General features: G+C 61.2%; 9 protein-coding genes. 5 read left to right on the top strand and 4 right to left on the bottom strand.

Annotated elements, in window-relative coordinates:
• Positions 1-38 precede the first annotated feature (38 nt).
• The gene (gene cdd, locus I6L34_RS21030) at positions 39-923 is read left to right on the top strand and encodes a cytidine deaminase (RefSeq protein WP_216955289.1); all 885 of its coding nucleotides are present in this window, start codon (positions 39-41) and stop codon (positions 921-923) included.
• 120 nt (positions 924-1,043) lie between these two features.
• Here the strand turns inward: cdd and I6L34_RS21025 are convergent, their stop codons facing one another.
• The gene (locus I6L34_RS21025; RefSeq protein ID WP_216955288.1) at positions 1,044-2,429 is read right to left on the bottom strand and encodes a tryptophanase; all 1,386 of its coding nucleotides are present in this window, start codon (positions 2,427-2,429) and stop codon (positions 1,044-1,046) included.
• Positions 2,430-2,889: 460 nt separating this feature from the next.
• On the opposite strand from I6L34_RS21025, the gene I6L34_RS21020 reads away from it, so the two are divergent.
• The 4 genes from I6L34_RS21020 to asd all read left to right on the top strand — a co-directional run bounded on the left by I6L34_RS21020 (position 2,890) and on the right by asd (position 7,484).
• Positions 2,890-3,054 carry a DUF2256 domain-containing protein gene (locus tag I6L34_RS21020; RefSeq protein WP_075114741.1) on the top strand — a complete coding sequence of 55 codons (165 nt, stop codon included), beginning with the start codon at positions 2,890-2,892 and terminating at the stop codon, positions 3,052-3,054.
• Positions 3,054-4,574: a cryptochrome/photolyase family protein gene (locus I6L34_RS21015; protein WP_216955287.1), complete on the top strand. Its 1,521-nt coding sequence runs from the start codon at positions 3,054-3,056 to the stop codon at positions 4,572-4,574. The genes I6L34_RS21020 and I6L34_RS21015 overlap by 1 nt, the downstream gene beginning before the upstream one ends.
• Positions 4,575-4,798: 224 nt before the next feature.
• Complete coding sequence (locus I6L34_RS21010; RefSeq protein WP_216955286.1) at positions 4,799-6,064, top strand: D-amino acid dehydrogenase; 1,266 nt, start codon at positions 4,799-4,801, stop codon at positions 6,062-6,064.
• A gap of 307 nt (positions 6,065-6,371) precedes the next feature.
• Positions 6,372-7,484, top strand: a complete 1,113-nt coding sequence (gene asd / locus I6L34_RS21005; RefSeq protein WP_005345266.1) for an aspartate-semialdehyde dehydrogenase — start codon at positions 6,372-6,374, stop codon at positions 7,482-7,484.
• Between the two features lie 101 nt (positions 7,485-7,585).
• On the opposite strand, the gene fdhD is transcribed toward asd, so the two are convergent.
• From fdhD to I6L34_RS20990, 3 genes are all read right to left on the bottom strand, one after another.
• Complete coding sequence (gene fdhD / locus I6L34_RS21000; RefSeq protein ID WP_254202907.1) at positions 7,586-8,446, bottom strand: formate dehydrogenase accessory sulfurtransferase FdhD; 861 nt, start codon at positions 8,444-8,446, stop codon at positions 7,586-7,588.
• Complete coding sequence (locus I6L34_RS20995; protein WP_216955285.1) at positions 8,443-10,575, bottom strand: sigma 54-interacting transcriptional regulator; 2,133 nt, start codon at positions 10,573-10,575, stop codon at positions 8,443-8,445. The genes fdhD and I6L34_RS20995 overlap by 4 nt, the downstream gene beginning before the upstream one ends.
• A gap of 416 nt (positions 10,576-10,991) precedes the next feature.
• Positions 10,992-11,390, bottom strand: a complete 399-nt coding sequence (locus tag I6L34_RS20990; protein WP_005360244.1) for a hypothetical protein — start codon at positions 11,388-11,390, stop codon at positions 10,992-10,994.
• Between the last annotated feature and the right edge of the window lie 44 nt (positions 11,391-11,434).

Below are 11,434 nucleotides of genomic sequence, written 5' to 3'. Positions count from 1 at the left end.
CCTACAATGGCCGCCCAATTGGCCTTTGAGGACACACTATGCATCCCCGTTTTGCCAAGCCATTCGATACCCTCTCTGCCCCGCTCAAAGCAGCCGTGCAGCCCATGCTGGATAGTGCCGACTTCAACGCCCGCTTCACGCCGGAGCAAGTCGCCACCCTGAAAGCCGCCACAGGTCTCGATGATCGCGCCCTGCGCCTCGCCCTGTTGCCGCTGGCCGCCGCCTGCTCGGTAGCGCCCATCTCCAAATTTTACGTCGGTGCCATCGCCTGCGGCCTGAGCGGCACCTGGTACTTCGGTGCCAACATGGAGTTTGCTGGGCAAGGGTTGTTCCACTCGGTCCACGCCGAGCAGTCCGCCATCTCCAATGCCTGGCTGGGTGGCGAGACCGGGATCTCTGAAATCACCGTCAACTACACCCCCTGCGGCCACTGCCGTCAGTTCATGAACGAGCTGAGCACCGCCAAGATCCTGAAAGTCTCTCTGCCCGATGACTTGAGCGCCCTGCAATCCTTCCTGCCCCACTCGTTTGGCCCGGCGGATCTCGACATCACCGACGCGCTGATGAGCCCGCAGGATCACGCAGAGCTTCAGCTTCAAAGCGAAGACTCGCTGTGGCAAGCCGCGCTGGCAGCTGCCCGTCAAAGCTACGCCCCCTATAGTCAGGGCTATGCTGCAGTGGCGCTGCAATTTACCGATGGCCGCATCTTCTCTGGCCGCTACGCCGAGAACGCCGCCTTCAACCCCAGCCTGCCGCCGATGCAGATGGCCTGCGCCCATGCGGTGCTTAATGGCGAAGATCTCGCCACCATCCGCCGCGCAGTACTGCTGGAGAACAAAAACGGCCAGATCAGCCAGCGTGACTCCGCCCAGTCCACCCTCAAGGCGCTGGGCTCGGTCGAGCTGGAGTATCAGGCGGTCTGACCCCCGGCTTTGTGTCGATAAACGAAAGCCCCCGCACCTTGGTGCGGGGGCTTTTTACTTGGCCGTTTAACCGGGGGCTGCGCTTGGCGCGGTTGATCACCCCGTCTAACCGATTGCTGATCAGACCGGTTTCAGCCGCGCGGTGAAGTGGCGCAGCAGCGGCGGCTCGTAGTCAAAGGTGAGCCCGCGAATGTCGCTGGCCCGCGTTTTCACCGCGATCAGGCAGTCGGCCACATAGTCCATGTGATCCCGGGTGTAGACCCGACGCGGAATGGTGAGACGCAACAGCTCAAAATCCGCAGCCTCCTGCTTGCCGGTGGCGGGATCGCGCCCCAGCAACAGGGAGCCAATCTCCACCCCGCGCACGCCCCCTTCCAGATAGAGCTCGCAGGCGAGCGCATGGGCCGGAAACTGCTCGGCCGGAATATGGGGCAGCAGCTTCTTGGCATCCACAAAGACCGCATGACCGCCGGTGGGGGTCTGGATCGGGATCCCCGCCTCGGCCAGCCGCTCGCCGAGATAAGCCACCTGACTGATGCGATAGGTGAGATACTCCTCATCCATCCCCTCGCGCAGACCGATGGCGAGCGCCGCCATGTCCCGCCCGGCGAGACCGCCATAGGTGACGAATCCCTCCATCGCCACGCAGCGCACCTGCACAGCGCGGAACAGGTCGAGATCCTCTTTAAAGCAACACAACCCGCCGATATTGACCAATCCGTCCTTTTTGGCCGACATGGTGAAGATGTCCCCCAGCGCGAACATCTGGCGCACTATCTCCTTGATGCTGTGCTTGGCATAGGCCGGGTCCCGCTCCTTGATAAACCAGGCGTTTTCGGCAAAGCGGGCGGCATCGATCACCACCGGAATATGGTGGCGACGGGCCAGTTCGGAGACCGCCTCCATATTGGCCATGGAGACCGGCTGGCCACCGGCGCTGTTGCAGGTCACCGTGATGATTATGCCGGCCACATTGGCGGCCCCCAGCGTCTCGATGGTGTCGCTCAGGCGAGGGAGATCAAAATCCCCTTTCCAGGCGTAGGGCACCGTGGTGTCGAGGGCTTTCGGGGTAAGCAGATTGATGGCCCGCGCGCCAGCCAACTCCACATGGGCCTTGGTGGTGTCGAAATGGTAGTTGGAGATAAACACCGGCGCCTTGCCCTTGCAGCGCTTGACCAGCTCGGGGAAGAGGATCTGCTCCGCCCCGCGCCCCTGGTGGGTGGGCATCACATGCTGGTAGCCAGAAATCTCGCGCACCGTGCACTCCAGCTCGACGAAGTTGCGGCTGCCCGCATAGGCCTCATCCCCCATCATGATGCCGGCCCACTGACGATCGGACATGGCACCGGTACCGCTGTCAGTCAGCAGATCGATATAGACATCTTCGGCCAGCAGCAGGAAGGGGTTCCAGCCAGCGGCCTCGAGGGCGGCGCGGCGCTCGGCGCCAGTGGTCTGTTTGATGGGCTCGACCATCTTGATACGAAACGGCTCGGGTATACGACGCATAAAAGACTCCTCACCGGCGCAAGGCCAGTGTGTTTGAAATTGGAATTGGCAAAGAGGCCGGGGCGATCAGGGTCGTCCGGCTGACAAATTCAAACGGCGGGTGCCGCCAATCAGCGGTGAGGAAAATCGAAGGTGAGAATGGGATCCCGGGTATACCAGTGGGCGAGCAGGCAAGCTGCCCGGGGCGTAGCTGTCATGATTGGCATCACTCCCCTCCATATCGGTTGTAGACAGTCGGTGGCCAACAAGATCCATTGATGGATGCTGCCAACAGGCAACCTCGCCACGTTAACGGCTGGTTAATTTGCAAACAAGGGGTGCACCGACGGGTTGTGCGCCCGCTCACAAAGTGCGCATCTGCTCGGCAAACTGGCAGTGAGGTTGATCCGCCCGCTCCCCCGGTTCGTTATTCTCTCTATCCACACGCCACATCCCCCATCAGCCAAGGCCGGAAGCCATCATGCATCGCAAACCCCATCTGCCCGAGAAGATCTGCCCCGTCTGCCAGCGCCCCTTCAGCTGGCGCCGCAAGTGGGCGCGCAGTTGGGAGGAGGTTCGCTACTGCAGCGAACGCTGTCGCCACGCTCGTCACCGCAGCCAGCAACCTGAGGGGGAGCCAGCCTGATGGAGCTGCGCCTGATTCTCGGCGATCAGCTGAACGCCGCTCACAGCTGGTTTCGCACGCCAGATCCGGCGGTCTGCTACCTGATGGCGGAGCTGCGCCAGGAGACCGACTACTGCCGCCACCATCGCCAGAAGGTGCTGTCCTTCTTTGCCGCCATGCGCGCCTTCGCAGCGGCACTCACCCAAGCGGGCCACCGCGTCTGTTACCTGACCCTGGATGAGAGTGCCCGCTGGCCCGACTTGCCCGGCTTGCTGGAGGATCAACTCGAAGCACATCAGGCCGACAGCTTTGCCTGGCAGAGCCCGGACGAGTGGCGCCTCGCCAACCAGTTGAAAAGCTGGGCGGCGGGCCTTGCCATCCCTGCCACCGAGGTGGAGAGCGAACATTTTCTCACCCCCCGCGATGGCTGGCAGCGTTACCCCCACAGCCGGATGGAGTTCTTCTACCGCGCCCTGCGCAAGCAATATCAAGTGCTGCTCGATGAGCGCGGCCAACCTCTTGGCGGGCGCTGGAATTTTGATGACGAGAACCGCGCCAAGCTGCCGGAGCGTCAGCCGATCCCGGAACCCCTCACCTTTGCCAACGAGGTGAGCGATATTGATGCCATGCTGACCCGCCACGGGGTCAGCACCATCGGCGAGGCAGATGCCAGCAGACTGCCGTGGCCCATCACAAGGCGTCAGAGTCGCGATCTGCTGGCCCATTTTCTCACCCACTGCCTGCCTCACTTTGGCCGCTATCAGGATGCCCTGAGTGAGCGGGGCTGGAGCCTGTTTCACAGCCGCCTGTCGTTTTCCCTCAACAGCAAGATGCTTCATCCGCTTGAGGTGATCCGCGCCGCCGAATCCCACTGGCAGGCCAATCAGGCCACCATCACGTTGGCGCAGGTGGAGGGGTTTATCCGCCAGATCCTCGGCTGGCGCGAGTTTGTCCGCGCCCTCTACTGGGAGAAGATGCCCGACTACCAGCAGACCAATTTTCTCGGGGCCAACCGGCCGCTGCCCGGTTTCTTCTGGAGTGGCGAAACCAGGATGGCCTGCGTGCGCCACGCCATCAACCAATCCCTTGAGCACGGTTACGCCCACCATATCCAGCGGCTGATGGTGACCGGTAACTTTGCCCTGCTGGCGGGGATCCATCCTGACGAGGTGGATCAGTGGTATCTCGGTATCTATGTGGATGCCATCGAGTGGGTGGAGCTGCCCAACACCCGCGGCATGAGCCAGTTTGCCGATGGCGGCCTGATGGGCAGCAAGCCCTACGCCAGCAGCGGCGCCTATCTCGAGCGGATGGGCCACTACTGCAAGGGGTGCCACTATCGGGTCAAAGCCCGCAGCGGCGACGGGAGCTGCCCCTTCAACAGCCTCTACTGGCACTTTCTTTGGCGCAATCGGGACAAACTGGGCGGCAATCCCCGCCTCGCCCTCCCCTATGCCAACTGGAATGGCCAAGCCGCCGAACAGCAGCAGGCCATTCTGGCGACGGCGGAGCAGTACCTAATCCAGCTGGAGCAGCTGTAGGCGGACCATGCCTCCTGACACATGCCCCGTGACAGTAGCGCAGCGATTTACGCTGGCAATCAGGCGCGTCATCGCACCAAACACCACTCCGTGACTGGCAGGCAGACGGAGATCCCAATCCTGCGCAGAGCGGTTGAATATCCTGTGGCGGCTGATTATGGTGGTGGCCACATCAAGGTTTCCATCAACCAAACATCAGAAAAACGAGTCTAAGGAAAGACGATATGGAGATAGTGGTTCTCGGTGGCGGCGTAATTGGGGTAACCAGCGCCTGGTATCTGGCCAAAGCGGGTCACAAGGTGACCTTGCTGGAGCGGCAAGGGGGCGTTGCCCTTGAAACCAGCCATGCCAACGCCGGGCAAATATCCCCGGGCTATGCAGCCCCCTGGGCGGCTCCCGGCATCCCGCTCAAGGCGGCCAAATGGATGCTGCAAAAGCATGCCCCCTTCACGGTGCGCCCCACTTCCGACCCTTTCCAGCTGCGCTGGATGCTGAAGATGCTCGCCAACTGCACCCCGACCGCCTATGCCACCAACAAGGGGCGCATGGTGCGTCTGGCCGAATACAGTCGCGACTGTATGAAGGCACTGCGTGACGAGCTCAACATCGATTACGAAGGGCGTCAGCTCGGCACCCTGCAACTGTTTAGAAGCCAGTCCCAGCTCGATGCCAGTCAGCGCGATATCGAGGTGCTGGAGGAGTATGGCGTCCCCTACCAGTCGCTGGATGCCAGCGGCTGCGAAGCGGCAGAGCCTGCGCTGGCGCGAGTACGCGGCAAAATCGTCGGCGGCCTGCGTCTGCCCGGCGACGAGACCGGCGACTGCTTCCGCTTCACCAAGGCCCTTGCCCTTGAAGCCGAGAAGCTCGGGGTCAGGTTTGTCTTCAACTGCGACATCGACGAGATTGAGCAAGCCCGCGGCCGCGCCGTGGCGGTGCGGGCGGGTGAGCAGCGCTATCGCGCCGATGCCATCGTCTGTGCGCTCGGCAGTTATGCCACCGGCTTTTTGCGGCCGCTGCTGCGCCCGCTCGGGCTGGAGCTGCCGGTCTATCCGGTCAAGGGCTACTCCCTCACCCTGCCGATGATCAACGCCGAGGCCGCGCCGCGCAGTACCGTGCTTGACGAGACCTACAAGGTGGCCATCACCCGTTTTGACAAGCGGATCCGGGTCGGTGGCATGGCGGAGCTGTCGGGCTACAACCTCGCCCTTAATCCGAGGCGCCACGACACTCTGGCCATGGTGGTGGGCGATCTCTTCCCCGAAGGGGGCGATATCAGCAAGGCCGAGTTCTGGACCGGTCTGCGCCCCATGACGCCGGACGGCACCCCGCTGGTGGGGCCCAGCCCCATTCCCGGTCTCTGGCTCAATACCGGCCACGGCACCCTGGGCTGGACCATGGCGGCCGGTTCGGGTCAGCTTTTGTGCGATCTAATCAGCGGCAGCGAGCCCGCCATCAGCGATGAGGGGTTGACCCTGGCCCGCTACGCCTGAGCGCTCACGCGGTCGGGCTGTTTCCCCCCCTTTTATTGACAGGCCACCGCCATAAGCGGTGGCCTTTTCATCGTTACTGCGCCCCGTTTTGTCCCTCGCTCCGCCGTTGCCGCTTATTGCAGCGAACGGCACAGAATATTGCGCAATTCGACTTGCGCCCGCCGCCACAATCCGTAATGTGGATAGACGCATTTTTCGCAGCGCATATTTTTTAAATGGCTTGTAAATACCTTGTTAATGGCCTTCGCCAGCAGGGACGCAGGCGTGCAACACCCCTTTCATTAGCAGCAATCCAGGGTAGGACAATATGAAAAAAGTAGGTTTGGTCGGTTGGCGTGGCATGGTGGGATCGGTTCTGATGAGCCGGATGCAGGAAGAGCAGGATTTCGCCCATATTCAACCCACATTCTTCACCACCTCCCAGGCCGGTGAGGCCGCACCCAACTTCGGCGTCGATGCCGGTACTCTGCAGGACGCCTTCGATATCGAGGCGCTGGCCAAGCAGGATATCATCATCACCGCGCAAGGCGGCGACTACACCAAGGATGTCTATCCGCGCCTGAAAGCCGCTGGCTGGCAGGGTTACTGGATTGACGCCGCCTCCTCCCTGCGGATGGAGAAAGACGCCGTCATCATTCTGGATCCGGTCAACGGCGACGTCATCGAGCAGGCCCTGAACGATGGCATCAAGACCTTCGTCGGCGGCAACTGCACCGTCAGCCTGATGCTGCTGGCCCTCGGTGGCCTGTTCAAGGCCGATCTGGTGGAGTGGGTGAGCGTGGCCACCTATCAGGCCGCCTCCGGTGGCGGTGCCCGCCATATGCGCGAGCTGGTCACCCAGATGGGGATGCTGCGTGACGAAGTGGCGGTCGAGCTGGCCGATCCCGCCTCCGCCATTCTCGACATCGAGCGCAAGATCACCGAAAAGACCCGCTCCGGCACCCTGCCGGTGGACAACTTCGGCGTGCCGCTGGCCGGTGGCCTCATTCCCTGGATTGACACCAAGCTCGACAACGGCCAGAGCCGTGAAGAGTGGAAGGGTCAGGCCGAGACCAACAAGATTTTGGGCATCGAGAATGCCGTCATTCCGGTGGATGGTCTGTGCGTGCGGATCGGCGCCCTGCGCTGCCACAGCCAGGCGTTCACCATCAAGCTGAAAAAGGATGTGCCGCTGGCGGAGATCGAAGCGCTGCTGGCTGCCCACAACGACTGGGTAAAAGTGATCCCCAACGATCGCGACATCACCGCCCGCGAGCTGACTCCGGCGGCCGTTACCGGCACCCTCAGCATTCCGGTCGGTCGTCTGCGCAAACTCAATATGGGCCCTGAGTATCTGGCCGCCTTTACCGTGGGTGACCAGCTGCTGTGGGGCGCCGCCGAGCCGCTGCGCCGCATGCTGCGTATCCTGCTGGCGCGCTAATCCGCCACAGAAGCAGATACAACAAGGGCGGGGAGTCACACTCCCCGCCCTTTTTCATTGCCTGTTTTCGTGACCCGTTTAGCGGGTTTGCGGCCTTGCCATTACTTGAGCAGAATGCGCTGGCACCCGCTGTAGATCTCGGCCCGCCCAGGGCGGCAAAAACCCACCAGCGTCAGCCCGGTCTGCTCGGCCCGCTCGACCGCAAGCTCGGTGGCAGCGGAGATGGCGAGCAGGATCTCCACCCCGGCGCTGGCGCACTTTTGCACCATCTCGAAACTGGCGCGGCTGGTCACCAGAATGGCACCGTCACGGCGGCCAGCGCGGCACAAGTGCCCCACCAGCTTGTCCAGCGCAATATGGCGCCCCACATCCTCGCGGATGGCGAGAATGTTGCCCTCACCGTCCAGATGCACTGCCGCATGGGTGGCGCCGGTGCGCTGGCCCAGCAGCTGGAGCGGGCGCAGTGCGTTCAGCACCTTGTCGATATGGCCCACCGCCAGACGCTGGCTGTCAGGCAGCGCTGGCTGGGTGCGGATCACCTGCTCCAGACTCTCGCTGCCGCAGATGCCGCAACCGGTGCGCCCCGCGAGCGTGCGCCGCGTCTCTTTAAGGCGATGAATGCAGCGGTTGGCCAGGGTGATATGCAGCTCAATTCCCTGACAGCCATCAATCTGCTCGATGTCGTGGATATCGAGCAGGCTGTCGATGATCCCCTCGGATAGCGAAAAACCGATGGCGAAATCCTCCAGATCGGAGGCCGAACACATCATCACGCTGTGGGCGATACCGTTGTAGACCAGCGCCACCGGCGTCTCGGAGGGGAGCGCCATTTCGCTGTCGCAGGTCAAGGTATCGGCGCGGTAGTGCACCACCTCGCGATGGATGGCGCAGCGGGCCAGCTCGTTCTGTTCGCTCTGCTCGCTAAGCTCGTCACGCGCCTCAAGCTCAAGTAGCTCTCTCATGGTGCCACCCCGTCAATGATCTCGGGATCTCTGGCTGAGATGCCGAGCCGCTTCATTTTCGAAAGCAAGGTGGTGCGCTTCATGCCAAGGCGGTTGGCCGCCCCCCGCTCGCCAGCGACGATGCCGTTGCAGTCACGCAGGGCAGCGATGATCGCCTCACGCTCATCAATCGGCCCCTCCTCGGTAAAGAGCGGCGTGGCGGGCTCGTCATAAACCAGGGTCTCAATCTTGTGGTAGCCCTTGAGGGGCATCAGCTCATCGGGCGAGAGGTTGAGCACATGGCCACGGGTCATCACCACGGCGCGCTCAATGACGTTCTCCAGCTCGCGAATATTGCCGTACCAGGGCAGCGACACCAGCATCTTCATGGCATCGGCGGGGAGCGAGGTGATGGTGCGGCGCATCCGCTTGGCGATCTTCTTGATAAAGAAATTGACCAAGAGCGGAATGTCCTCGCGCCGCTCGCGCAGCGGCGGCAGCTCGATGGGAAATACGTTGAGGCGGTAGTAGAGATCGCTTCGAAAGCGCTTGTTCTTGACCATGGAGAGCAGATCGCAGTTGGTGGCGGCCACCAGCCGCACATCCACTGCGATGGGGTTGCTGTTGCCCACCCGCTCCAGCTCGTGCTCCTGCAATACCCGCAAGAGTTTGGGCTGCAAATCCAGCGGCATATCCCCCACTTCGTCGAGGAACAGGGTGCCTTTGTGGGCCCGCTCGAAACGGCCGATGCGCTGGGTCAGGGCGCCGGTAAAGGCCCCCTTTTCGTGGCCAAAGAGATCGCTCTCGATAAGGCCGGTCGGAATGGCGGCGCAGTTCACCTTCACCATCTCGTGGTCGTGGCGGGCACTCAGGGCATGAATGGCTTGGGCGATCAGCTCCTTGCCGGTGCCGGTCTCGCCGAGGATCAGCACGGTACTGTCGCTCTCGGCCACCAGCCGCACCTTCTCCAGCACGCTCTCCATCACCGCGCTCTGGTAGATGATGTGGGGGAACTCCCCCTGCATCTGCGGCTCGTTGATGCGAATGGTCTTCTCTTTTGCGCCGTTGGTGTTGGAGATCTCCTGCTGCGCCTGCACGTTGTTCATGGCAATTGCCGTGCGCGCCGCCACCTGCTCCAGCAAGGAGATATCGATATCGGCAAAGAAGTCGGCGTTGGGGTGCGAGAGGATCAATACCCCCAGCAGGTTGCCCCGATAGCGCAGCGGCAAAATGCAGGAGCTGTCGGCCTCGGGCGGCAGGATCTGGGAGGTAAAGCGGCAGCGATTGCTGCAGCCGTGACCGTGCTCGCGATAGACAAAAAACGGCTCGCTATGGCCAAGGGCCCCCTGCAGGCACTTCTTTTCAAAACAGGAGTGATCGATGATGCCCGGCTGCTCGCTCTGGTGCTGATTGACCAGATAGCTCTTGAAGCTGTCGGAGGTGGCGTTGTATTCGGCCAGACACAAGCTGCTGATGCCAAAGTGGTGATGCAGGATGGCAAACAGGCTTTTGGGCAGCTCGGCGATGCGCACCAGTTTGATCACCGCGTTGGTCACATCCACCAGAATTTTGCAGCTGTCGCGCTCAAGGCGCAGGGAGTTGGCCTGCTCCAGAGTGCGCTCCTTGTCGAGCACGTTCTCCAGCGCAATGGCGATAATGGCCGCCAGCTGGGTCAGCTTGGCGAGCGTCTCCATGGTGAAGCTGTCGAGCTGGGTGTTGATAAACTCGACCCCGCCCAGATGGCTGCGGGCGGTGGTGATGGGGAGCTGGCAGTAGGAGCGCAGCCCCCCGTAGACCCCTTCGCGATCCAGCGCCGGGCAGCGATTCTCAAAGCGGGCGGCAGCGAGAATGATGGCCTGTTCCGGGGTCTCTTTGGTAGGACGGGGGGAGAGGTGCAGCTCTGCCTTGGGGCAGACCAGATGCTTTGGGCCGGAATGTCCCATGAAATAGAAGATGGCCTCCTCGTCCGCACCCATGTTGAGGATCAGGTTGACCCGGGTCACGCCGCCGAAGCTGGCATCTATCTTGTTGAGTTTGTGGATAAAATCATCGAGCGTCACGGCCGACAGGAGGGATTTGGAGAGCAGGAGGAAACCGTCGTCCCAGATGGGAGAGATCTCGTCCAGGGGGATGGCACTCACATTTAGCATTGCGGCCTCACGTTATATCGATTTAGTCACCAGTCAGGCTGTCCATGCCATCGCATCACGACAAGCACCCGTCACCAAAATAAATAGCCGCAGCCCGTAAATGCGGTTGCCAATAAGAAAAGCGGTGACGAAAATTGTCGCATGTTGCAATTCCAGAGTTGTTATTAACGAACGACAACAAAAAGTAACATCGTTATCGGGGGATATATTGGAATGGCGACTCATCATAGATGAGCTCAAATTTCATTACAATCCGATTTAATATATCTGATGGCCATATTTAACCGGTTATTTCATCAGTTCTTGATCTCAATTAAGGCGCCCGAAAAGTGGGCCGCCGTCAACTGTCAGATCTGCCTCTCCTCTTCGCTGGCTGCGAGTTTCGAGATGGCGTTTGCTGCCCATCCATCGGCAGTTTATGAGGTGATGATCCGGCTGTGGCAGCACTTCAGGCCACCGAAGATAAATAGGGCCGACAGGCTCTGGAAGGCCATCAGCAGCCAGCTGGCGTTGTCGGCAAGCTCGGCGGCGACGCTCTGGTGCGTGAGGTAGATCAGCAGGGTGATCACCCCCAGCAGCAGGCCGTTGATCAAGGTGGTGGAGATAAACCCGATCAACCAGGCACTGGAAATACTCAAGGCAGAAAATACGCTGCTCATGGCGAGCCGCGCTGCCATAAAACAGCCGAAAAAACCGAAGCCGAGCAGAAATATCATCTCGTCGCGCCAAATATAGCAACCTATTCCCAGCAATATCGCCGCCAGATAGGTGCCAATATAGAAAAGTCCGAATAAGCGACCAATTTCATGTTGCATCATTTACTCCCCTTTTTTTGGGTAATAAAAGGGTGCCCGACTCG

Source organism: Aeromonas sp. FDAARGOS 1404, assembly GCF_019047085.1.
Lineage (GTDB): Bacteria > Pseudomonadota > Gammaproteobacteria > Enterobacterales > Aeromonadaceae > Aeromonas > Aeromonas veronii.
The sequence above is the reverse complement of the archived record's forward strand: the minus strand, read 5'-3'. Positions and strand labels throughout refer to the sequence as shown.

Coding starts and splice junctions, on each gene's coding strand:
- cdd (WP_216955289.1), top strand. CDS start 39: ATGCATCCCCGTTTTGCCAAGCCATTCGATACCCTCTCTGCCCCGCTC.
- I6L34_RS21025 (WP_216955288.1), bottom strand. CDS start 2,429: ATGCGTCGTATACCCGAGCCGTTTCGTATCAAGATGGTCGAGCCCATC.
- I6L34_RS21020 (WP_075114741.1), top strand. CDS start 2,890: ATGCATCGCAAACCCCATCTGCCCGAGAAGATCTGCCCCGTCTGCCAG.
- I6L34_RS21015 (WP_216955287.1), top strand. CDS start 3,054: ATGGAGCTGCGCCTGATTCTCGGCGATCAGCTGAACGCCGCTCACAGC.
- I6L34_RS21010 (WP_216955286.1), top strand. CDS start 4,799: ATGGAGATAGTGGTTCTCGGTGGCGGCGTAATTGGGGTAACCAGCGCC.
- asd (WP_005345266.1), top strand. CDS start 6,372: ATGAAAAAAGTAGGTTTGGTCGGTTGGCGTGGCATGGTGGGATCGGTT.
- fdhD (WP_254202907.1), bottom strand. CDS start 8,446: ATGAGAGAGCTACTTGAGCTTGAGGCGCGTGACGAGCTTAGCGAGCAG.
- I6L34_RS20995 (WP_216955285.1), bottom strand. CDS start 10,575: ATGCTAAATGTGAGTGCCATCCCCCTGGACGAGATCTCTCCCATCTGG.
- I6L34_RS20990 (WP_005360244.1), bottom strand. CDS start 11,390: ATGCAACATGAAATTGGTCGCTTATTCGGACTTTTCTATATTGGCACC.